Annotated in this window: 17 protein-coding genes; 7 read left to right on the forward strand and 10 right to left on the reverse strand. The window is 65.2% G+C overall.

Annotated features, from left to right (window positions below):
• Nucleotides 1-70 precede the first annotated feature (70 nt).
• Nucleotides 71-2,659 (reverse strand): FG-GAP-like repeat-containing protein, encoded by a 2,589-nt coding sequence (locus F0P96_RS12965; protein WP_160620091.1) that lies wholly within the window; start codon nucleotides 2,657-2,659, stop codon nucleotides 71-73.
• Between the two features lie 218 nt (nucleotides 2,660-2,877).
• Between F0P96_RS12965 and F0P96_RS12970 the strand changes: the two genes are divergently transcribed.
• Entirely contained in the window at nucleotides 2,878-3,363 is a 486-nt protein-coding gene (locus F0P96_RS12970) for a hypothetical protein (RefSeq protein ID WP_151079320.1), read from the forward strand.
• A 325-nt stretch (nucleotides 3,364-3,688) separates the two neighbouring features.
• Here the strand turns inward: F0P96_RS12970 and F0P96_RS21440 are convergent, their stop codons facing one another.
• On the reverse strand, nucleotides 3,689-4,258 hold the full coding sequence (locus F0P96_RS21440) for a type IIL restriction-modification enzyme MmeI (protein WP_420840960.1): 570 nt from the start codon (nucleotides 4,256-4,258) through the stop codon (nucleotides 3,689-3,691).
• Nucleotides 4,259-4,380: 122 nt separating this feature from the next.
• Nucleotides 4,381-6,036, reverse strand: coding sequence for a hypothetical protein (locus F0P96_RS12980; RefSeq protein ID WP_151079322.1), 1,656 nt, complete (start codon nucleotides 6,034-6,036; stop codon nucleotides 4,381-4,383).
• Between the two features lie 274 nt (nucleotides 6,037-6,310).
• Between F0P96_RS12980 and F0P96_RS12985 the strand changes: the two genes are divergently transcribed.
• Nucleotides 6,311-7,987 (forward strand): T9SS type A sorting domain-containing protein, encoded by a 1,677-nt coding sequence (locus F0P96_RS12985; protein ID WP_151079323.1) that lies wholly within the window; start codon nucleotides 6,311-6,313, stop codon nucleotides 7,985-7,987.
• Nucleotides 7,988-8,125: 138 nt separating this feature from the next.
• Here F0P96_RS12985 and F0P96_RS12990 read toward each other — a convergent pair whose 3' ends face one another.
• The 7 genes from F0P96_RS12990 to F0P96_RS13020 all read right to left on the reverse strand — a co-directional run bounded on the left by F0P96_RS12990 (nucleotide 8,126) and on the right by F0P96_RS13020 (nucleotide 17,569).
• A complete protein-coding gene (locus F0P96_RS12990) occupies nucleotides 8,126-9,862 on the reverse strand; it encodes a T9SS type A sorting domain-containing protein (RefSeq protein WP_151079324.1) in 1,737 nt (578 codons plus the stop codon).
• A 112-nt stretch (nucleotides 9,863-9,974) separates the two neighbouring features.
• Entirely contained in the window at nucleotides 9,975-10,382 is a 408-nt protein-coding gene (locus tag F0P96_RS12995) for a hypothetical protein (RefSeq protein ID WP_151079325.1), read from the reverse strand.
• A gap of 176 nt (nucleotides 10,383-10,558) precedes the next feature.
• Nucleotides 10,559-11,977, reverse strand: a complete 1,419-nt coding sequence (locus F0P96_RS13000) for a TolC family protein (RefSeq protein ID WP_151079326.1) — start codon at nucleotides 11,975-11,977, stop codon at nucleotides 10,559-10,561.
• Nucleotides 11,978-12,009: 32 nt separating this feature from the next.
• A complete protein-coding gene (locus tag F0P96_RS13005; RefSeq protein ID WP_151079327.1) occupies nucleotides 12,010-15,099 on the reverse strand; it encodes an efflux RND transporter permease subunit in 3,090 nt (1,029 codons plus the stop codon).
• Between the two features lie 60 nt (nucleotides 15,100-15,159).
• Nucleotides 15,160-15,615 carry a GNAT family N-acetyltransferase gene (locus F0P96_RS13010; protein WP_151079328.1) on the reverse strand — a complete coding sequence of 152 codons (456 nt, stop codon included), beginning with the start codon at nucleotides 15,613-15,615 and terminating at the stop codon, nucleotides 15,160-15,162.
• 84 nt (nucleotides 15,616-15,699) lie between these two features.
• Complete coding sequence (locus F0P96_RS13015; RefSeq protein WP_151079329.1) at nucleotides 15,700-16,893, reverse strand: efflux RND transporter periplasmic adaptor subunit; 1,194 nt, start codon at nucleotides 16,891-16,893, stop codon at nucleotides 15,700-15,702.
• A 172-nt stretch (nucleotides 16,894-17,065) separates the two neighbouring features.
• A complete protein-coding gene (locus F0P96_RS13020; protein ID WP_151079330.1) occupies nucleotides 17,066-17,569 on the reverse strand; it encodes a YciE/YciF ferroxidase family protein in 504 nt (167 codons plus the stop codon).
• A 178-nt stretch (nucleotides 17,570-17,747) separates the two neighbouring features.
• On the opposite strand from F0P96_RS13020, the gene xseA reads away from it, so the two are divergent.
• The 5 genes from xseA (at nucleotide 17,748) to F0P96_RS13045 (ending at nucleotide 21,431) form a co-directional block, all read left to right on the forward strand.
• On the forward strand, nucleotides 17,748-19,253 hold the full coding sequence (xseA, locus tag F0P96_RS13025) for an exodeoxyribonuclease VII large subunit (RefSeq protein ID WP_151079331.1): 1,506 nt from the start codon (nucleotides 17,748-17,750) through the stop codon (nucleotides 19,251-19,253).
• Between the two features lie 4 nt (nucleotides 19,254-19,257).
• Nucleotides 19,258-19,488 carry an exodeoxyribonuclease VII small subunit gene (xseB, locus tag F0P96_RS13030; RefSeq protein WP_151079332.1) on the forward strand — a complete coding sequence of 77 codons (231 nt, stop codon included), beginning with the start codon at nucleotides 19,258-19,260 and terminating at the stop codon, nucleotides 19,486-19,488.
• A 64-nt stretch (nucleotides 19,489-19,552) separates the two neighbouring features.
• A complete protein-coding gene (locus F0P96_RS13035; RefSeq protein WP_151079333.1) occupies nucleotides 19,553-20,293 on the forward strand; it encodes a hypothetical protein in 741 nt (246 codons plus the stop codon).
• Between the two features lie 103 nt (nucleotides 20,294-20,396).
• Nucleotides 20,397-20,711 carry a hypothetical protein gene (locus F0P96_RS13040; protein WP_151079334.1) on the forward strand — a complete coding sequence of 105 codons (315 nt, stop codon included), beginning with the start codon at nucleotides 20,397-20,399 and terminating at the stop codon, nucleotides 20,709-20,711.
• A gap of 15 nt (nucleotides 20,712-20,726) precedes the next feature.
• Complete coding sequence (locus tag F0P96_RS13045) at nucleotides 20,727-21,431, forward strand: hypothetical protein (RefSeq protein WP_151079335.1); 705 nt, start codon at nucleotides 20,727-20,729, stop codon at nucleotides 21,429-21,431.
• The last annotated feature ends 3 nt before the right edge of the window (nucleotides 21,432-21,434 follow it).

Genomic DNA, 21,434 nt, shown 5'->3' on the forward strand with positions numbered 1-21,434 from the left:
CCTGAACACGCAACGGCCGGGCCCTCCCTTGAGAAGGCCCGGCCGTTGCGTGTCCGTCTAAGTCGCTTAATTACTCCACCACGAGGCGGGCCGCCTGCCGGCCGGCGCGCACCAGGTAGAGGCCGGCGGGCAGCCCGTGCAGTTCCAGCCGCGTGGTACCGGGTGCAAAGCGGCGCAGCACCCGGCCCTGCAGGCTCACGAGTTGCACCTCCGCTGCGGCCGGGGCGCCCAGTAGTTGGGCCGTGGCGCGGGCCGGATTGGGGGAGAGTTGCAGGACAGGGCTGGCCGTACTGCGGGGCTGTTTCACGGGCAAGGGTACGCCGGTACCACCACTGTTCAGGCGCACTGAGGCCGAGTTGGAAATAAAATTGGCTGTGATGATATCCAAGTCGCCGTCGCCGTCCACATCGCCCAGGGCCACGCTGCTAGGGTCGTCACCTACGCTAACATCAGTAGCGCCGGCAAAGCCGCCCGCCCCGTCACCCAAGCGCACCGAAGCTGTGTTGCCGGTATTACCCGTGACGATATCGAGGTTACCGTCGCCATTTACGTCGCCCAAGGCCACGCTGTAGGGATTGGAGCCAACGCTCACCTCGGTGGTGCCGCTAAAGCCGCCGAGGCCGTCGCCCAAGCGTACAGAAACCGATCTTGCACCGACATTGGCAGCGAGGATATCTAGGGCACCATCGCCGTTGACGTCGCCCAGCGTTAAATCCCACGGATTAGTACCCACGCTCACCTCGGTAGTGCCGCTGAAGCCGCCCGCCCCATTGCCGAGCCGTACCGAGGCTGCATTGGCGTTGTAGTTAGCCGTGACGAAGTCGAGGTTGCCGTCCCCGTTCAGGTCCCCCAAGGCCACGCTTTGGGGACTGTTACCTACACTCACCTCGGTGGTGCCGCTGAAGCTTCCGAGCCCATTGCCCAGGAGTACCGAAGCCGTATTAGAAAAACGGTTGGCCGTGATGATATCCAAGTTGCCGTCCCCGTTCAAGTCGCCCAGTACCACACTACGGGGATTAGTGCCCACGCTCATGGTGGTGTTGCCGCTGAAACCACCTGTTCCATTCCCAAAGCGTACCGAAACCGAGGCGAGAAAGTAGTTGGCCACGACAATATCGAGTTGGTTGTCGCCGTTGACGTCGCCCAGGGCCACGCTATAAGGAATATTTCCCACACTTACCTCGGTAGTTCTGCTGAAACTCCCTCTCCCATTGCCAAGGCGTACCGATGCACTATTGCTGTAGCTGTTGGCCGTGACGAGGTCGAGCTTGCCGTCGCCATTGACGTCGCCCATAACTACTTTTTGTGGTTGGCCACCCACGCTCACTTCGGGGGAACCACCGCCGAATTCGCCGGTTCCGTTGCCTAGGCGTATGGAGGCTGAGTTGGCAATACTGTTTGCTGTGACGATATCCAGGTTGCCATCCGCGTTGACGTCGCCCAAGGTAACGCTCCGGGCATAAATGCCCACGCTCACCTCGGTGGTGCCGCTAAAAACACCCATCCCATCCCCCAGCCGTACCGAAGCACTGCCTGAATTACTGGCCTCGTTGGCCGTAACGATGTCCAGATTGCCGTCCCTGTTCACGTCGCCCAGGGCTACATGGACGGGATTTATGCCCACACTCACGTTGGCGGTGCCGCTGAAGCTGCCCGCGCCATCGCCCAGCCGCACCGAGACCGAGTTGACGGTATTGTTAGCCGTGACGATATCCAAGTTGCCGTCCCCATTCAAGTCGCCCAAGGTTACGCTCTGGGGAAAATCACCTACGCTCACGCTGGTGGTGCCGCTGAAGCCGCCCGCGCCATCGCCCAGCCGCACCGAAGCTCTGCCGTGACTACCGGGAGGCACGTTGTTGGCCACGACAATATCGAGTTGGTTGTCGCCGTTGACGTCGCCCAAAGCCACGCTGCAGGGGTTGGAGCCTACGCTCACCTCGGTAGTGCCGCTGAAACCGCCAAGGCCGTCGCCCAAACGCACCGAGACTGTGCCTAGAGTACTGTTGTTAGCCGTGACGAGGTCGAGGCTGCCGTCGGCGTTAACATCGCCCAGTACCACGCCGGTTGGCCGAGCGCCCACGCTTACCTCGGTGGTGCCGCCGAAACCGCCAAGGCCGTTGCCCAAGCGTACCGAAACTGTATTGGCAAAGTTATTGGCCGTGACGAGGTCGAGTTTGCCGTCGCCGTTGACGTCGCCCAAGGCCACACTCTGAGGGCCGGTGCCCACGCGCACGTCGTTGGCCCCAGTGCCAAACAAGCCGTTACCGGCGGGGGCTTGGGCGGTGAACTGGAACTGGGTGGGGGCGGCGGGGGTGCCGGTGGCCAGGCTGGTGGCGCGGGCCGTGACGGCGACGGTGAGCGGCTCGCCGGGCCACAGCGGGGCGGCGGGCGTGAAGGCGACGGTGGCCGTGCCCGCGCCCGCGTAGGCGTAGGCGCCCGGCAGCGGGCCGCGCCACTGGCTCACCACGCGCACGGCGTCGGGGGCGGCGGTTTGCGCGCTCATGGGCTGGGAGAAGGTCAGCTGCACCGGGCCCGAGCGCGGGGCGGCCACGGCGTTGGCCGCCGGCAGCCGCGCCACCAGCACCGGGGCTTGCCCTTGCGCCGCAAGCGGGCCGGCCGCGGCTGCGCACACGGCCAAAAAACGATAGAGGTTTACCATAGTAGTGGGAGATAGGCGAGCGGGTGAGTCAGTCAAGTTTAGGTAGAAAAATTGGCATAAGGGCCTTGGCCCGTATTGCGCAAGCCGCATTTTCTCCCAATATTTCCGGCCGTTACCCCCGCTCTATCCGCTTGGCCCGGGCCCCGTTACACACCGCGCTTGCCCTCTGCCCCGGCCGCCCGTTCTCATCCTTCCATCCTTACCCCCTTTCCCGCCTCATGGCAAACCAATTCCACCAGGACATTCCGGCCGCCGTGCTCCAGAAAGTCCAAGCCGCCCTCGACGTCGTCAAGACCGAGCTGGGGCCCTACCTCGTGTCGCTCACGCCGGAGCAGCGCAAAACCATGCTCCGCATGGCCGACAAAACCGTGGCCTTCGTGCAAAAGACCACCGACTACGCCACCACCTCGCCCGCCTTTGTGCCCGCCTTCGTGGATGTGGCCGAGCTCAAGCAGGATGCCGCTGCCCTCACCGTCCTCGCGCCCATTCACCAGCAGCTCGAGCAGCTGGCCCTCGACACCGACTCGACCATGATGACGGCCGGCTCGGAGGCCTACGGCAACGCCCTGACCATCTACAACAGCATCAAGTTCATGGCCCAGAACAAGCAGCCCGGCGCCCAGGCCGCCTACGACGACCTGCGCCAGCGCTTTGCCGGGCAGGGCCAGCGCAAGGCCCCAGCCGCCAAGCCGGCTACCTCCTAAGCCAACTGACTGCCCAACAAGACGAACGAGTTCGGGTCCGACCCGAACTCGTTCGTCTTGTTGGCTAACTGAGTAGCTGCGGTGGCCGCTCGGGTCGGCGCAGTGGCCGCCGCAGTGGCCTCCGAAGCCAACCAGTTGGCCGCGGCGCCGAACTCGTTCGTCTTTTTGGCTACTGCAGTGGCCGCCGCGGCTACTGCGCTGGCTTGGCTGCTGGCCGGGGCCTTGCGGCGTGGCCCCGCTTTGGCGGGCTTTGGCGGGCTTTGGCGGCGGGGCAGCAGCGGGGCGGCCAGCTGCCGGTACTTCCCGAAGAGAAATTCCAGCCGGCTCAGCTCGGTGGGGAAGGCGGCGGGGGCTTCGGCGGCGTACTGGTGCTTCTGGTAGCCGGTGAGGAAGGCGAAGCGGTGCAGGTGCTGGTGCAGCTCCTCCAGCGGGAAGTCGTCCTGCTGGCCGCCCTCCGGGGCGTAGAGGCGGAAGCGGGTGAAGTCGGAGACGAGGAGGTACTGGGCAGCTCGTAGTTCTGCAGGCCGGGGAAGTAGTCGATGGCCTGCTGGTAGGCGCGGTCCAGGTCTTTGCCCCGGCTTTTGTGCGCCACCAGCAGGGTGCCCTTCCAGAACAGGTCGATGAAGCCCTGCTTGCCGGAGAGCTTTTTCACCGGCTCCTCGAAGGAAGCCAGCCAAGCGGCGGTTGATGCCGAACACGTTGAAGAAGTCGGTCCGGAAGGGCTTGGCCTCGGCCTGTTCGCGGGTTTCGCCCTGCCACTCCTGGGCGAAGCGGATAGCACGGTCTTTAAGCTCGGATAGGGAAAGTGCCAGTGGGGCTTTGGGGTAAGAGGGAGGGTAGGAGGATGACAGACTTCCTGAACCGCTTTGAAGGATTGCGAGTAAGCAAAAGGCACGCGGCCCGGAAGATACGCGGGCGGGCCACCCGGCCCAAACAAAGAGCCCGGCCGCCGCTCCCGAAGCAGGAGCGGCGGCCGGGCCAACGCCGACGCGCCGGGGCCACGGCCCCCGTCGGGCCTTACTCGGGTTGGGTGACGGTATACGTCACGCGCACGCCCAGGAAATAGGTGCCGGCGCCGCCCTGGTTTAAGCGGACGCGCACGTGGTAGAAATACAGGTCGTTGCGCACCGTATGGTTGAGCACCGCCGTGGCCGACTGCCAGTCGTTGCTTTCGCTGGTCAAGGCGGCCGCCGCCGAGTACGGGGTGCCCACGCCGGTACCCCCGCCACGCTCAATGGCCGTCAGCTGCACCTGCGGGCTCACGCTGGTACCGTCAACGTCCCGGGCAATCAGCTCCAGGCCGGTAACGACGGCTCCCTGCGGCAGTTGCAGGGGCGCCGTGACGTAGCCGGGCTGCCCGTTGGTGCCGTTGCGCAGCCAGCTGGCCAGTGGGGAACCGCTGCTGACGCTGTACTGGGTGTAGATCTGGTAGCTGACTGGGTCGTTGGAGACGAACGCGCCGTGACCGATCTGCAGGTAGCGGGTTTGGGGGGTGGCATAGCCGTAGCTGCCGGCCACCTGCAGGTCCCCGTCCTGGGTTAGTGTCATCAGGGTGCTGGCCGCGGTGGAGTTGGCGTTGTAGGTCAGCCACTTGAAGCTGCGGCCCGAAGCACCCGCCGGGATGCCAAACGCCAGCGTAGAGGGCTCCATAAACACGCCCCAGCGGCCGGCGCCCTGGTAGGTGCCGGAGGTGAAGGCGTCCCAGCTGCGGGTCACGAGCGGGCGGTCCTGGGCAGCCAGCACCACGCCCAAGGGGCCGTCGGCAGCGATGTTGCCGGCCACGTGCAGCTGCTGCTGCGGGTCGGGGCGCCCGATGCCCACGTTGCCGTTGCCGAGCACGCGCAGGCGCTCCGTCCCGGCCGTGCCCAGGCGGATGGTCTTGTCCACGTCGGCCACGGTGCTGTAGCCGGCCAGGTCGATAAAGCTCTTGGTGGCGCTGCTGCTGCCGCCCCCGGCCGAGAGGCGCAGGTAGCCGTCGTCGGCCGTGGCGCTGGGCGTGATGCCCCCGGCCAGCCCGTAGGCGCCGATTTCGCCGGCTATGCGGGCGGTGCCCACGGCCGGGCGGGCGGCGTTGTTGTTGATAGCCGCGCCCAGCATCAGCGCGCCCTGGCCCAGGTCGAGGCGGGCGTTGGGCGTGCCCGTGCCGATGCCCACGCGGCCCTGTCTGGTCCAGCTCAGCACCGACTGGAGGCTGCCGTCGGCGCTGGTGCCCAGCACGCCCCCGCCGAAGCCGTAGAGCACCGGCCCGTCGATGTTCTGGCCGAGCCAGTTCTTCGTGCTGGTATTCGCCCCGTACCAGCCCAGGCCGTGGTTGCCGTCGGTGGCCGTGCGCAGGCGCAGGTCGTTGTCGTTGAGGCCCAGGTTCTGGGTGGCCGAGTGGTTGCCCAGGTTGTCGCCCGATTTCGTTTTGTCCGGAATGTACACCCACTGGCCGCCCACGGCGTACCAGAAGCCCTTGCGCCCGTCGGTCTGGAACACCATCAGCCCGTCGGGCGGGCTGCCGATGCCGGCGCGGCTGGCCGAGTCGAGGCGCGGGATGAGCAGGCCCTTGCCGGTGGCCTGGATGTCGAGGGCGGCGGTGGGGTCGGGGGTGCTGGTGCCAATGCCCACCGACTGGGCCTGCGCGGCGGCGGCAAGCAGCGTCGCCACCAAGGAGAAGTAGAGTTGTTTCATAGCGGAAGCAGGAGTCAACGGTACTCGCCGGGGTGAAGCAAGGACGCAAGCAAAAGTAGCGGCCCGCCGCCGGGTCCCACCCACCAAAAACCGTCGTTCACCTACCAAAATCCGCGTTGTTGCCAGCCGCCGATGAGTAGTGAGTCCCCCGTTGGGCCGCCTGCGCTCCGCGGTACACAACGCGTGGAAGCAGCGCGTGCTCTACTTTTGGCTGCCGAACGTAATTTCGCTTTGGGACGCTGCCTGTCCACTTTTTCACCACGCTACCCCTGCTATGGTATTGATTCTACGTCCTGCTTTTCCGGCGCTTCGCCGCCTGTGCGTGGCGGCCGCCGGCCTCGCCCTCGCCCTCACGGCCCAGGCCCAACCCACGCCCGGCTGGGCCTGGGCCCGCGGCCTGCACGGCACCGGCAACGATGCGTTTCGGGATGCTGCCACCGATGCCACCGGCAATGCCTACGTGGTGGGCTCGTTTGAGGGCACAGCCGCGGTGGCCGGCACGGCCTTCACCTCCCTCGGCGACGCCGACGCCGTGGTGGCCAAACTCGACGCGGCCGGCACCACCCAGTGGGTGCGCCGCTTCGGCGGCACCGGCTACCAGGAAGCCCGCCACGTAAGCGTCGATGCCGCCGGCAACATCTTCGTGACGGGTATTCTGGAGGGCACGGCCACTTTCGGCAGCGTGGTGCTCAGCTCCCGGCCCGGCGGCGAAGGGTTCTTCGTGGTGAAGCTCGACGCGCAGGGCACCGTGCTCTGGGGCCAGCTGGCCGACAGCGGCAACAACGTGGGCAGCTACGGCGTGCAGCCCGACGGCGCGGGTGGCGCCTATGTGGGGGCTGTCTTCACCGACGGCGCCCAGATGGGCAATACCACTTTCCCGGCTTACACGGCCGGCGCCTTCTTGGCCCGCCTCGATGCGCAGGGTGCGGTGCTGTGGGTGCGCGAACAAGCCAGCAACCGGGTAACCGGGCAGCAGGGCCAACTCACCGGCAACGGCCTGGCCGTGGGCGGAGGCTACGTGTATGCGGCGGGCAGCTTTGGCGGTACCGTCTCTTTCGGCGGCGGGGTCCTGAACGCGCCCACCAGCACCAACGCCTGGGTAGCCAGCTACGACGCCCAGGGCCAGCAGCGCTGGGTGCGCCAGGGCGGCAGCACGGCCGGCTACGACGTGGCCCAGGCACTGGCTGCTACTGCTGCCGGCGAGGTCTACGTCAGCGGCGAGTTCAGCGGCGCGGCCACGTTCGGCACGCTCAGCCTACCGGGCACCGGCACCAGCTCCGACGCCATGCTACTGAAATTCGACGCGCAGGGCAACGGGCTCTGGGCCCGGCAGGTCGACGGCCCCGGCCAGGAAGCCGGCTACGGCGTCGCCCTCGACCCCCTGGGCAACGTGTACCAGGTGGGCAGCTACAGCACCGGTGGCCGGGCCAGCGGCGTGGTGATGTACAACGACGGGGACCTTGACGTGTTTATGGTGAGCTATACCAGCCAGGGCTTCGGGCGCGGCGTGTATGCCACCGGCGGCCCCGGCGAAGACATTGCCGTGGCCCTCACGCCGCCTACGGCCGGCAGCACCTGCATCGTCGGCGGCTTCGGCGGCCCCACCATTCGGTTTTATCCTGCGGTGCTCACCAACCAGGGCCCAGCCGCGCGCTACGTGTACGACGGCTTTGTGGCCCGCCTCACGGGGCTGGTGACCAGTAGCAGGGCACCCCAGCACGCGGCCCCGCTCACCGCCTTCCCCAACCCCGCTACCGATTACGTGCAGCTGCCGGCCCTGCCCACCGGCAGCCCGGTGCAACTGCTCGACCCGCTGGGCCGGGTAGTACGCACGGCTACCGCGACGGGCACCACTCAGTTGTCGGTGCAGGGCCTGCCGGCGGGCCTGTACCTGCTCCGCGCCACCGATGCGCAAGGCCGCTCTTATGCGGGGCAGGTGATGGTGCAGTAACCGGGCGCTGCGCAGTCCGGTATAGTGAATCGGTGCGAATCATCTATAGGAAAAAGCCTCCCGCTGTCAACGGGAGGCTTTTTTTTGAGTAGCCGGTTGGGGTTGGCAAACGCGCAGCCGGCAAACGGCTGTCCCGGCCTACTGCACCACGAGGGCCTGCGAGAGTACCCGACGGCCGGCCAGCACGCGCAGTCGGTAGAGGCCGGGCGCCAGCCCCAGCACCGGCACAGGGGCCGGCGCATTCAGCCGCACCGGCTGGCGGTACACCTCGCGGCCCAGGGCATCGAGCAAAACCAGCGTGGCTGAGGTGGCGCCGGGTACAGCTGGGAGCTGCACGGTGGCCGTGGTGTGGGCTGGGTTGGGGTACAGGTGCAGTACCGGCTGCGCCTGCGGGGCGGCCGTGGCTAGCACCTCGTCGAAGAGGGTGGCCAGGTAGGAACCCACGCCCACGGCAGCGGGGGCCGAGACGACGAGGCTGCCAAAATTGGCGGTGGTGGAAATCAGGCCCGTAACGAACACCCGCTTGCCGCTCACGGCCACGGTGCTGGCCACGTCGCCGCCGTTGCCGCCGGCTTTCTGGGCCCACACGAAGGCGGGTGCCGGACCCGCGTCGGAAAGCTTGGCCACGAAGGCATCGTTGTCGCCCCCAGTGCTGGTGTTGGTGAGTACGGCAGTACCGAAAGTGCTGGTGCGGCCCCCGAAATAGCCGCACAGGTATAGGTCGGGGCCGTTTACGGCGAGGCCCGTGCCGACTTCGTTGTCGGCGCTGCCGGCGCGCTGGGCCCAGGCAAAGCTGCTGGTGGTGCCCGCGTCGGTGAGCTTGGCTACAAACACATCGGCACCGGGCGAAATGCCGCTGCCGGCGTTGGTAAGGGTGGTGGCACCAAAGTCGGCGCTCGGGCTGGTGAAATGTCCCGCCACATACACGCTGCTGCCGCTCACTGCCACCGCCGTGCTCCGGTCGGAGCCAGGGCCACCCGCGCGCTGGGCCCAGATGTAGGTACCGTTCGGGCCGTTGTCTACGAGCTTAGCCACAAACGCCTCTTGGCTGTTGCTGGTGGACGCGTTGGCAAGGGTGATGTTGCCAAAACGAGTGGTTGGCCCCTGAAAGAAGCCCGTCAGGTAGAGTTGATTGCCGTTTATTGCTAGCCCGGTCGCTTCGTCCTGCCCCATCTCGCCGCTGCGCTGAGCCCAGGTAAAACCAATGTTGCCGCCTAAGTCGGTGATTTTGGCCATGAATACATCGGTGCTGGTGCCGTTGGGGTCGGCGTTAATCAGCGCAAACGAATCGAACAGCGTTGTGGCGCTGCTAAATTGCCCGGCCAGGTACACAGCGTTGCCGTTCACGGCCAGGGCATTGGCAAAATCGTAGCCTGCCGAGCCCGCCCGCTTGGCCCAGGCGAAACCGGCGGTGCTGCCGGCATCGATGAGCTTGGTCACGAACACATCGACGGCACCGGCGCTGGTGAGGGACGTGCTGCCGAAACCGGCTGTGCCGGTGAAGTTACCTGCTACGTACACGCTCGAACCGCTGAGGGCCACGGCCGTGGCGGCGTCGTTGCCGGAGCCGCCCGCCCGCTGCGCCCACACAAACGAGCGAGAAGCGTTGCTCCACTTGGCTACGAATAGGTCGACGTCGCCCTGGGTGCTGAGCACGGTGCTGCCAAAGGTTAGCGTGCCGCTGAATTGGCCTACGAGGTAAACGTTGCCCGCAGCATCGGCCGCCGTGGCGGATACGCTGGCCGACCCGTCGGGAATCCCTGCCAGCTCCGCCGTTTGCCAAAGCGGCGTTTGGGCGTGTACGGGGGTAAGGTGCAGCAGCGGCAGCAGCAACAACAGCGCAAGGCGCGCCACGAAGTGAAAAGATGGATGCATAGAAATGGGAAGAAGATGTTTAGCAGAACGAAGCTTGGTATTAGGCTCCGGAAAATGCCCTGAAGTTAAACCGTTGACTTATGGGCGAAGGAAGTTAGGGTTTGCCCCAGCTTCAAGCCCGTAGCCACGCCACCGCCTCTCCCTCGTCGCCAAAAAGCTGCAGGCGGTAGGGCCGGGTGCCGGCGAGGCCGTATTGCAGCGTGTCACGCTGCACGCCGTCCTGCTCGTACACGGCCATGCGCACGGGCGAAGCCAGCACGGCAATGCGCAACGGCAGGGGTGCCAGGTGCTGATTGGCGCGGGGAAAGAAGTCGTGGGTCGTCCAGTAGGCCAGGTCGGGCGTCAGCTCGTCGCGGCGGCGCACGTCGAGCAGCCAGCGGGCGGCGCGGTACTGTTGGGCTTCGTGCAGCACGGCCTCAAAATCGGCTTGCAGCTGCGGGAAAGGGGCATCGGCGGGCCAGCGCACGACAAGTACCTGCAAGTCGGGGCGGAACTGGATGGAGCAGGAGGGCGGAAGCATGGACTGGCAAGTTAACCGATTGCCGCGGCCCAACCAGCCCGCAGCGGCGCAGTCGTCCGGCCGGCTCCGGCTTTTTCAGACCATTGTTTTTCCAGTCGCGGCACCCACTCCCACACGCACGAAGGCCCTGCTGGCTATACTGCCAGCAGGGCCTTCGCATGGGAACCGGTTGGGGGCTATTTGCCGTTGTCGGCCTGCTCCTGCACTAAGCCGCTGCTGAGGCGGCGCAGCACGGTTTCGGCCTGCTTGGCCTGAAAACGGATGTCGAGCAGGCGGTTTTCGGCGTCGAGCTGGGTGCGTTGGGCTTCGCGCAGGGCCAGAGGCGTGAGCAGGCCCAGGCGGTAGCGCTCCAGGGCAATGGCTACGTTCTGGCGGGCCAGCTGAATGTTGTCTTCCTCCAGTTGCAGCAGCTGCAGGCGGTTCTGGTACTGGGCGTAAGCCTGTTCGGCCTCGGCATCGAGCTGGAGCTGGGTTTGCTCCAGTTGCAGCTTGCTTTGGTCTTCGGCAATGCGGGCGTTTTGCTCCAGGCGGTTGCGGTTGAAGCCGTCGAAAATGGGCACCGAGGCGACCAGGCCGTAGTTCAGGCCGTAGGTGGTGTTGGTGCTGGTGGTGAGCTGGGTGCCGGCAAAGGCGGCGTTGTTGATGTTGCGGTTGAAGCCGTAGCCGGTGGTCAGGCCCACTTGCGGAAAGTGCGAGGCCCGCACCAGCCGCCGGTCGTAGGTGGCTACTTCGGTGTTGATGCGCGCCTGCTGCAGGCGGGGGTTGTTTTGCCGGATGGCCTGCGTCACGGTTTCGCGGTTCAGGTCGCGGCTGACCACAATGGAGTCGGCGGGCAGGAAATCGACGGATGGTGCCCGGCCCAGCAGGTTGTTGAGGTTGACCTTGGCCGTTTTCAGGGCTTCCTGCTGCTGAATGAGGGCCGAGCGGTCGGCGTTGTAATCCACGCGGGCCGTCAGCACTTCCACCTTGGCGCCCACGCCCACGTCGGCGCGGGCCTGGGTGAGGTCGATGCGCTGCTGGCCGATGCGCAGGGCTTCCTCGAAGCTGCGGATTTTGCCGGCCTCGCGCACCACCGTAAAGTAGGCGTCGGTGATGTCGGCCACGGTTTCTTCGGCGGTGGCGCGGGTGAACTGCTCCTGGCTCTGGGCCACGGTGCGCAGCCGGTCGTAGGCAATGAACATTCCGAAGCCGTCGAAAATCGTCCAGGTCGCGGCCACGTTGGTGTTCAGCAGGTTGCTGGTGCCGCCGTTCACGATGCGGGGCGCGGTGGGGTTACCCGAGGCGTCGGTAGTGCCGAAGCGCTGGTTGATGTTGTTGCGGTTGAAGTTGCGGGTGAGGTTGCCGTTGACCACCGGCAGCTGGCCGGCGTTGCCACGGGTCACGTTGTTTTCGGCAATGCGTTCATCCTGCCGCACCAGCCGAATGTTGTAGTTGTTTTCCAGCCCGATGCGAATGGCCTCGGCCAGCGTGAGAGCGGGCGCGGGCGCTACCGTCTCGGGCTTTTCCGTCTGGGGCTTGGCCTGCGGGGCGGCCGCCGGCTGCTGCGCCAGCAGGGGAAAGGGTAGGAGAAGGAAAAAAGAAAGGAAACGACGCATTAGCAAGGATAAACGGGATTGGAGCAACGGGCTTAGGCCGCCGCTACTTCTTTGGCGGGTTCGGCCGGTGCAGCCTTTTTGCTGTGCTTCTTGGCCGTGGCGAAGTACGAGTACATGACCGGTACGATGTAGAGCGTGAGGCCGGTCGCAAAAACCAACCCGCCCACCACGCCAATGCCCATGGCGCGGCGGCTGAGGGCACCGGCACCGGTGGCAATGGCAATGGGCATGATGCCCAGAATGGCGCAGAGCGAGGTCATCATAATAGGCCGGAAGCGGGTAGCGGCGGCTTCTACCAAGGCTTCGAGGTAGTGCACGCCCTGCTCGGCCCGCTGGTTGGCAAACTCCACGATGAGGATGCCGTTTTTGGTTACCAAGCCGATGAGCATAATCACGCCGATCTGCGAGAAGATGTTGAGCGTTTGGTTGAAGTACCACAAGCTCAGCAGCGCGCCGGCCAGGGCCAGCGGCACCGTCACCATGATGATGGCCGGGTCCTTGAAGCTCTCAAACTGGGCCGCCAGCGTGAGGTAAATCAGCAGCAGCGCCAAACCGAAGGCAAAGACCAGCGACGAGGAGCTTTCCTGGAAGTCGCGCGAGGTGCCGGCCAGCTCGGTGGAGAAGGTTTCGTCGAGGGTTTTGTCGGCAATGGCCTGCATGGCGGCAATGCCGTCGCCCACGGTTTTGCCCTTGGCCAAAGAGGCCGAGAAGGTGGCCGCGTTGTAGCGGTTGAAGCGGAACAGCTGCGGCGGCGTGCTGCTTTCTTCCAAGCGCACCACGTTATCGAGCTGCACCTGCTCGCCGTTACGGTTTTTCACCGACAACAAACGCACGTCCAGCGGCTGGTCGCGGTCTTCGCGGGCCACCTGGCCGATAATCTGGTACTGCTTGCCGTTGCGGATGAAGTAGCCGTAGCGCTGCCCCGAGAGACCCGCCTGCAGCGTTTGCGAAATGTCCTGCACCGACACGCCCAGGCTCTGCGCCTTGTCGCGGTCGATGATGATGCGCAGCTCGGGCTTGTTGAACTTCAGGTTCACGTCGGCGAACTGAAAGGTGGGGTCGGCCTGGGCGGCGGCCAGGAACTTGGGCACCACTTCGCGCAGCTTGTCGAAGTCCTGGTTTTGCACCACAAACTGCACCGGCAAGCCGCCGCCCCCACCGCCAATACTCTGGTCCTGCGACACCGAGGCGCGGGCGGCGGTGAGTTTCTTCACCAGCCCGCTCACTTTGTCGGCTACCTTTTGCTGGTCCACGTCGCGCTCATCGGGGTCGACGAGCAGGATGCGGGCAATACCGGAGTTGGCGCCCGAGCCCGAGCCGGGTGAGGTCACGGCAAACACGCTGCTCATGGCCGTGCCGGCCGAGTCCATTGCGCCTTGCCCGAGCTGGGCCATGTAGGCGTCCATGAACTCAAACGAGGAGCCTTCCGGCGCCGTGGCGTTGACGTTCACGCGCGAACGGTCTTCGATGGGGGCCAGCTCCGAGGGCAGGGCCTGCATGAAGAAGAAGATGCCGCCCACGGTGGCTGCTACCATCAGCCAGGCCCACACCCGGTTCTGCAGAAACGACTCCAGGCTGCTCTTGTAGCCGTTGGTGAGGGCCTCGAAGAACGGCTCGGTTTTGCGGTAAAACCAGTTGTGCGTTTCCTGCCGCTTCAGCAAGCGCGACGACATCATGGGCGTCAGCGTCAGCGACACAAAAGCCGAAATGAGTACCGAACCGGCTACCACAATGCCGAACTCGCGGAACAAGCGCCCCGTGATGCCCGACAGAAACACCACCGGCAGAAACACCGCCGCCAGCACGATGGTGGTGGAAACGATGGCGAAGAAGATTTCATTGGAACCCTTGTGGGCCGCTTCCATCGGCTCTTCGCCGGCCTCGATGCGGGCGTAGATGTTCTCGAGCACCACAATAGCGTCGTCGACCACGAGGCCGATGGCCAGCACGATGGCCAGCGTGGTCAGCACGTTTACCGAGAAGTTGAGCAGGTACATTACGAAGAAAATACCCACCAACGACACCGGAATGGCCACCATCGGGATGATGGTGCTGCGCCAGTCGCGCAGAAACAGGAAGATGATGACTACCACGAGAATAAACGCCTCGATGATGGTGTGCTTCACCTCGTTGAGCGACTTGCGCACGAACTGCGAGTTGTCGAAGCCGGCCTGCACTTTCAGGTCCTTGGGCAAGTCGGTGCGCAGCTGCTCCAGGCGCTTGTTGAAGGCGTCGGCAATTTCAATTTGGTTGGAGCCCGGCTGCGGAATAACGGCAATGCCCACTTGCGGCACGCCGTTCACCCGAAACAAGGTCTGGTCGTTTTCGGGGTACAGCTCGGCGTAGCCCACGTCCGACATGCGGATGAGGGAAGTAGAGTCGCGGCGCAGAATCAGGTCGTTGAAGTCTTTTTCGGTGCTCAGGCGGCCCATCGTGCGCAACGTGAGCTGGGTATTGGCGCCCTGCACCGAACCCGAGGGCAACTCCACGTTTTCGCGCGTGAGGGCCTGCTGCACTTCCGTGGGCGACACGCGCAGGGCGGTGAGCTTCACCGGGTCGAGCCAGAGGCGCATGGAGTAGCGCCGCTCGCCAAAAATGCGCACTTCCGACACGCCCGGAATCGTCTGAATGCGCTCCTTGAACACGTTCACGGCGTAGTCGGTCAGCTCCAGCAGGGTGCGCTTGTCGGAGCTGAGGTAGGTCATTACAATAGGCTGCGAGTCGGCGTTGGCCTTCGTCACGGTGGGCGGGTCCATGTCGCGCGGCAGGCGGCCCTGGGCGCTCGATACCTTGTCGCGCACGTCGTTGGCGGCCGTTTCCAGGTCGGCTTCCAGGTCGAATTCGACGGTGATGCTGGCCCGGCCGTCGCGCGAGGTGGAGGTCAGGTTGCGAATACCGGCAATGCCGTTGATGGCTTCTTCGAGCGGCTCGGTCACCTGCGACTGAATCACGTCGGCCGAGGCGCCGGTGTAGCTGCCCTGCACGGTAATAATGGGCGGGTCGACGCTGGGGTACTCGCGCACCGAGAGGTAGCGGTAGCCAATCACGCCGAACAGTACGATGACCACGCTCATTACGATGGCCAATACCGGGCGGTCAATACTGGTGGAGGATATGCTCATAGCAGCAATCTGCGGTGGATTATGGAAAAGAAACCGGCGCCGCGCTTAGGCGGTGCGCCATCAGCCGGGCAGCAGCTTCACGAAGCGTTTGGATTGTTCTTCGTAGCCCTCGCGCAGGTAAAAGCGGTGCGCGGCCTCGCGCGGCTTGCCGCTGGTTACTTCAATGCGCCCGCAGCCCCACTGCCGGAATACCTGCTCGGCAGCCTGCAGCAGCTGCTTGCCCAACCCCTGGCTGCGGAGGTCAGCGGTTACAGCCAGCGTTACGATGCGGCCGTCGGGGGCGCGGTGCAGAAATGGCGTGCGGTGCAGGTGGGCAAAGCCAACGACCCGGCCGGCGTATTCAGCTACGAGCAGCAGGTCGCCCGCCGCCGTGAGGTCGGCTAGGCGGGTGCGCAGCGTGGCCTCCTCGGTGGGGTAACCGACTTCGGCCACCAGCCCGGCCAGCGCCGCGGCGTCGGTTTCGACGGCGGCACGAATGCTGACGCGGCTTACTTCAACGGGCGCAGAGAGGGTCATAAGAAGGTAGTTGGATAGAAAGCGGCGGAAGAGGTTTAACGCCCGGCTACCGGAAGCGTCCCGGCAAACGCCAAAAGGCCGCCGCTAGCGGGCGGGTTTCTGCACTTTCACCTTGTCGCCGGGCTTCACCTGCAGAATGCCGGTGCGCATAATGGTGTCGCCGGGCGCCAGGCCGTCGGTAATCTGCAGGAGCTTCTCCGAACGGATGCCAATTTTGACCTGTTGCGGCTGGGCCTTGCCGCCCACCACCTTGTACACGCGGTAGCCCGAGGCTTCCGGCGACACGGCTTCGGTGGGAATCTGGATGGCTTCGTCGACCTGGCCGATGTTCAGGTTCACGCGCACAAACGCGCCGGGGCGCAGCTCCTGCTTGCTGTTGGGGTACACCGCGCGCACCGAGAGGGTGCGCGAGGCCGGGTCAATCTGCGGGTTGATGGCGTAGACGCGGGCCTCGTATTTCTTGTTGGTAGCTTCGTCGTTCACCACCACTTCGTCGCCCACTTTCACGGCGTTGGCGTAGCGGCCCGGCACGGCAAAGTCCACTTTCACCGGCGAAATGCGCGACAGCGTCGTCACGGGCGTGTTCGGCGTTACGTAGCCGCCCACCGACACCGAGCGCAGCCCCACCACGCCGCTGAACGGCGCCCGGATATACGCCTTGGCCAGGTTGGCTTCCAGCAGCTGCAAATCGGCCTGGGCAGTGAGCACCTGGTTGTTGCTCTGCTCGTACTCCTGCTGGCTGATGTATTCTTTTTCCAGCAACGTGCGCTGGCGGCGTTCCTGGTCGCGAAAGAGCTTGAGGTTGTAGCGCAGCTTCTGCAGCTGGGCCTGAATTTCATCGGCGTTAATGGTGAGCAGCAGCTGGCCTTTGCTCACCGGTTGGCCTTCCTTGAAGTTGAGGCTGGTGATGCGGCCGTTGATTTCGCTGCGCACCGTCACCTGCTCGTCGGCCAGCACCGAGCCCGTGGCGGCCACGGCGTCGGTGAGCTTGGTGGGCGTCACTACATATACCTGCACCGGCAGCGGCCCGCCGCCTCCGGCCCCGCCGCGGCCACCGCCTGGGCCACCTTTGGCGCCGGGGCCACCGGCCGCGCCGCCTTTTCCGCCGCCCTTGCCACCCTCGGCCGATTGGGAGGGGAAGTATTTAATTTTGACAAAGGCCAACGCGGCCACCACCGCAGCCGCTACCAGCCACCACACCCAGGCGCGGCTGGGTTTGCGGTCATGTTCGTCGTGCACGTCGGGGGTGTTGGTTAGCGGCTCGGTCGTCTGGGGCATGAAACAGCTCGGATGGTGGTAAAAAACATCGGTCCCAACGCCGCGGAGGGTGCAGGACCGATAGGCTCAAACAGCCGCGGCGCGAAAAAGGTTGACCTCGGCCACGGTCAAGTCCCACGGACACAAAAAAAGCCTGCGCGTTGCAGGCTTTTTAAGGGAGGCACGCTCGGCGTTACATAGCGCGCTGATTGATATAGCCTTTGGCCAAGTCGTTGAGCTTGGTGTCGGCCAGCTGCTCTTCCTGCAGCGTCTGCGAGAGGAGCGAAGCGGCTTCGGCGTGGCCAAGGCGCTCGGCAAAATGGCGGGCCGAGCCGTAGCCCGAAATTTCGTAGTGCTCGATGCGCTGCGAAGCCACAATCAGGGCGGCGTCTTTCACCTCGTCGGTGGCGTTTTCGCTGATGGTTTCTTTGCCCTCGGCCACCAAACCCTGCATGGCTTTGCAGGTGTGGCCGCTCAGGTCGATGTTCAGGCCGCGCCCAATCTGCTCGAGGCGCGACACTTGGTTCATGGTTTCCTGCAGGTGGTTTTCGAAGGCCTGGCGCAGGCGCGGGTCGCGGGCTTCGCCGGCCATCTGCGGCAGGGCTTTCACGAGTTGGTTTTCGGCGCTGTAGAGGTCCTTTAGCTGTTCGGCGAACAGGTCTTCGAGCGTGTTGAGTTTGCCTTCAAAGAATGCCATGAGAAAGGTGTTTGGGAGTGAACAATGGAAACGGAACGACTACGAGTAAGTATGCGGCTAACCGGGAACGTGTACGCCGGAGCGGGCTGCGGGGTTCCTGTCGAGCTGGCCGATAAAGTGCGCTGCCCCGGCCGAAAAAAGCCCGAGCGCCCCGCCAAATGCGTACCTTGCGCGTTGCATGGCTGCCCGCTCACCCCGTCGTACTTCCGCTTCCACGCCGCTGTTTGCGCCGGCGCCGCTGCCGCTGGCCGAGCTGCTGCGCCGCGTGCGCGACGTGCTGCACGCCGCCTTCGACGATGCCTATTGGGTGACGGCCGAAATTGCCGAGCTGACGCTGCCGCGCTTCGGCGCCGGGCACTGCTACCTCACCCTGACGGACCCCGCGCCCGGCCCCGGCGGCCCCGAGATGCGCACCCAGGTGCGGGCCGCCATCTGGCGCAACCGCTTCGAGGTGCTGCTGCCGCACTTCGAGCAGCAAACCGGCCAAACCCTGCGCGCCGGCATGCGCATTCTGGCCCGCTGCCAAGTACGCTTCCACGAGCAGTACGGCCTCAGCCTCGACATCATTGCCATCGACGCCACCTACACGGTGGGGGAGCTGGCCCGGCAGCGCGCCGAAACCGTGGCCAAGCTCGAAGCCCAGGATTTGCTGGAGCGCAACAAGCGCCTGCCGCTGTCGTTGGCCCCGCAACGCTTGGCGGTAATCTCGTCGGCCACGGCCGCCGGCTGGCAGGATTTCGTGCGCCAGCTCGAAGAAGCGCCGTATGCCTTCGACGTCGCGCTGTTTCCGGCCACCATGCAAGGGCAGGAGGCCCCGGCCAGCATTTTGGCCGCTCTCGATATGATCCGGCGCCAGCGCCAGGAGTTCGACGTGGTCATCATCATTCGCGGTGGCGGCTCGCGCACCGATTTGCTGTGCTTCGACGACTACGGTCTTGCGGCGGCGGTGGGCTCTTTTCCGCTGCCCGTCGTCACCGGCATCGGCCACGACCGCGACGAGGCCGTGGTGGACCTCACGGCCCATACCGCGCTGAAAACGCCCACAGCTGTGGCCATTTACTTGGTCGAGCGGCTGGCCCGGCTGGAGGCGGCGTTTGATGGCTACGGCGCCCGCATTCACGAGCTGGCGCTGGAGCAGGTGGGCCAGTACGGCGCGGTGCTCAACCGAATGGGGCGGCAACTGGTGCAACTCGGCCAAAGCCAGCTCGCGGGCGAGCAAAGCACCTTGCGCCAGCGGCTGCGCCGCGCCGTGGAAGTGCCCCAACAGGCCTTGCAGCGCGAAGCCCGGCAGCTGAGCACCCAGCAACAGCAGCTGCGCCGCACCGCCCAGCACGCCCTCGACCGGCAGCGTCAGCACGTGCGCCACCTCAGTCAGACGATACTGCGCCGCCTGCGCCGGCTGCACCAGCGCCGCCGCGAAGCCTTGCTGCGCCACCGCTACCAGTTGGAAGTGGCCACCGTGCGCGCCACCGCCCACCACGCCCTGGCCTTGGCCGCCGCCGTCACGCGGCACGCGGCGCTGGACCACGTGGCCCTGGGCCGGCGCGGCTACGTGCGCACCGACAGCCTGCAATCCTTAACTTCCGCTTCGCCGCCCGGCACGTTGCTGCTCTTGCAGCTGCCCGACGGCCCGCTGCCGGTGCAGGTCGTCAACCTCGCCGCCAGCTTCGATTCGCATTCCTGACCTCATGCCCGAGCAACCTACCGACCGCACCTACCGCGACGCCATTGCGGAGCTGGAAACCCTGCTGCGCCGCCTCGAAACCGAAACCGTGGACGTGGACGAGCTGACCGCCAGCGCCCAGCGCGCCGCCGACCTCATCCGCTTCTGCAAAGCCCGCCTGCGTACCGCCGAAGCCACCCTCGACCGCGTCTTCGACGCCCTCGACGAGGAAGACACCGACGGAGACGACCAGTAGCCATTTTCTATGTATCCGGCAGTAGCGGCTACCCGCCGTGTTGCCGGTTTCTCACGCCCGACCTATGCACGCGGCAGGTTCTGATTGGGTAACCTTGGCGGCCCACACCATCAACCGGGTGGGCGCTTACGGCGTGGTTGTGCCGCTGCTCATTGGCGTGGTGCGGTGGCGGCACCTGTCGCCGGCGGGCCGGGCGCTGGTGTGGTATTTTGCATTCTGGACCGTCGAAGCGCCCATCAATTTCTGGAGCCGGCGCGTGCTGCACACCAACCTGTACCTGCACCACCTGGATGTGCTGGCGGAGACGTGGCTGCTGGCCTGGGCCTACTACCGGGCGCTGCCGGCGGCCTCGCGCATGCGCCCGATGCTGTTGCCGGCAATGGGCCTGTTCACGGCCCTGTGCCTGGCCGATGCCACGGTGCTGTCGGGTTTGCAGGCCCCCAACCAATATGCCCGGCTCGGTCAAACCTTGCTGATGTTGAGCCTGATCATCGGGTATTTCGATGCCTACATGCGCCAGCCGCCCACCCAGGACCCGTGGCGCGAAACCATGTTTGTGGCCAGCGTGGGCTTGGGTATCTACTTCGCGGGTTCCATTACCGGCTACCTGCTTCAGGCAGCCAGCAGCAGCCTGCTGCTGACGCACGCCGCCGGCCTGGTTATCGACAGCATGTACCTAATATGCCTGTTGCTGATGACGCTGGCCGTGTACCGCGACCAGGCCCGCCGCGGTCTGGAGCAAGGTCGGCCGGTCGTGGGTTTGCAAGAGCCAGAGCGTCAAGTTGTCCGGGTGCGGGTTGGCTAAGTTTACTCGGCAGAACGCATATTCCATTCTACACCTGATATATTTGAATGCCTCAATCGGAAGGCATTTTCGTCCAACCTTTTCTTACTTGTTCCGCACCTTTATGGCTTTTACCGAAGACGCAGGCAGCATCATCCCGCTCGAAGAAGGCGTTGAAATGACCCGCCTTTACCGCGACGCCAACCTGAATGAAAACAAAGGCGTGTTCATCGGCAACGACCTGCTGCAGCAGTTGACGGCCCCCAACACCGGGGCTACCGGCATTCGTTTTTACTTCGGTATGGACGGCGACAACAAGCTGACCTTGGTCTTGGTCGGCGTCAACAGCGAAGGCCGCGACCTAACCAGCCGCGTGGGCAACCGCGGGCAGCTGGTGCCGCCCTGCAGCGACCCTACCAGCCCGCTGTGCCCCGAGTAACCTGATCCGAGAGCTATGCCAGTGCCCGAGCCTGCCCCCGCGTGGATTATTTCCCTGAGCAACGCCAGCCAAGTGGCTAGCGCCTACGGGATAATCGTGCCGTTGGGTATTGGGCTGGGGCGCTGGCGTAGCTTGTCGGGGCCGGCGCGGGCCGTGGTGTGGTACTTTGCGTTTTGGGCGGTAGAGGCCGTGCTCGATTACTGGACGCGCCGCCAGCACCTGTCCAACGCCTACACGTTTCACCTGAGCGTGCTGGTGGAGACGTGGCTGCTGGGCTGGGCCTACCATCGCGCCCTGCGCGATGCGCGCCTGAAAAGCTGGTTGTTGCTAGCGCAGGGCGTGTTTACCGCCGTTGCCCTGGCCGATGCCACCATACTGTCGGGCCTAAACCAAACCAACCAGTACGCCCGGGCCGTGCAGGTAGTGCTCATGCTGGTGTACGCGCTGGCGTATTTCGAGCAGTGGGTGCGCGAGCTGCGCGCCCGCAGCCCCTGGCACGACTTCATGTTTCTGGTGAGCGTGGGCCTCACTATTTACTACACGGGCTCGGTCATGGGTTTTCTCACCCTGAAGCCCGACCCGCGGTTTTCGCAACTGGTGGCTTATACCACGGCCATCGTCATCAACGGGGCCTACCTCATTGCGTTGGTCCTGATGACCTTGGCCCTGTGGCGCGACGGCCGCATGCAGCCCGCCTCGTCATTTCGACAGCCGGCCTGATTT

The sequence above is a fragment of the Hymenobacter busanensis genome, assembly GCF_008727865.1.
Taxonomy (GTDB): domain Bacteria; phylum Bacteroidota; class Bacteroidia; order Cytophagales; family Hymenobacteraceae; genus Solirubrum; species Solirubrum busanense.

What these genes read in the sequence shown, in the direction of transcription:
- F0P96_RS12965 (WP_160620091.1), bottom strand. Translation starts at nt 2,659, where the DNA reads ATGGTAAACCTCTATCGTTTTTTGGCCGTGTGCGCAGCCGCGGCCGGC.
- F0P96_RS12970 (WP_151079320.1), top strand. Translation starts at nt 2,878, where the DNA reads ATGGCAAACCAATTCCACCAGGACATTCCGGCCGCCGTGCTCCAGAAA.
- F0P96_RS12980 (WP_151079322.1), bottom strand. Translation starts at nt 6,036, where the DNA reads ATGAAACAACTCTACTTCTCCTTGGTGGCGACGCTGCTTGCCGCCGCC.
- F0P96_RS12985 (WP_151079323.1), top strand. Translation starts at nt 6,311, where the DNA reads ATGGTATTGATTCTACGTCCTGCTTTTCCGGCGCTTCGCCGCCTGTGC.
- F0P96_RS12990 (WP_151079324.1), bottom strand. Translation starts at nt 9,862, where the DNA reads ATGCATCCATCTTTTCACTTCGTGGCGCGCCTTGCGCTGTTGTTGCTG.
- F0P96_RS12995 (WP_151079325.1), bottom strand. Translation starts at nt 10,382, where the DNA reads ATGCTTCCGCCCTCCTGCTCCATCCAGTTCCGCCCCGACTTGCAGGTA.
- F0P96_RS13000 (WP_151079326.1), bottom strand. Translation starts at nt 11,977, where the DNA reads ATGCGTCGTTTCCTTTCTTTTTTCCTTCTCCTACCCTTTCCCCTGCTG.
- F0P96_RS13005 (WP_151079327.1), bottom strand. Translation starts at nt 15,099, where the DNA reads ATGAGCATATCCTCCACCAGTATTGACCGCCCGGTATTGGCCATCGTA.
- F0P96_RS13010 (WP_151079328.1), bottom strand. Translation starts at nt 15,615, where the DNA reads ATGACCCTCTCTGCGCCCGTTGAAGTAAGCCGCGTCAGCATTCGTGCC.
- F0P96_RS13015 (WP_151079329.1), bottom strand. Translation starts at nt 16,893, where the DNA reads ATGCCCCAGACGACCGAGCCGCTAACCAACACCCCCGACGTGCACGAC.
- F0P96_RS13020 (WP_151079330.1), bottom strand. Translation starts at nt 17,569, where the DNA reads ATGGCATTCTTTGAAGGCAAACTCAACACGCTCGAAGACCTGTTCGCC.
- xseA (WP_151079331.1), top strand. Translation starts at nt 17,748, where the DNA reads ATGGCTGCCCGCTCACCCCGTCGTACTTCCGCTTCCACGCCGCTGTTT.
- xseB (WP_151079332.1), top strand. Translation starts at nt 19,258, where the DNA reads ATGCCCGAGCAACCTACCGACCGCACCTACCGCGACGCCATTGCGGAG.
- F0P96_RS13035 (WP_151079333.1), top strand. Translation starts at nt 19,553, where the DNA reads ATGCACGCGGCAGGTTCTGATTGGGTAACCTTGGCGGCCCACACCATC.
- F0P96_RS13040 (WP_151079334.1), top strand. Translation starts at nt 20,397, where the DNA reads ATGGCTTTTACCGAAGACGCAGGCAGCATCATCCCGCTCGAAGAAGGC.
- F0P96_RS13045 (WP_151079335.1), top strand. Translation starts at nt 20,727, where the DNA reads ATGCCAGTGCCCGAGCCTGCCCCCGCGTGGATTATTTCCCTGAGCAAC.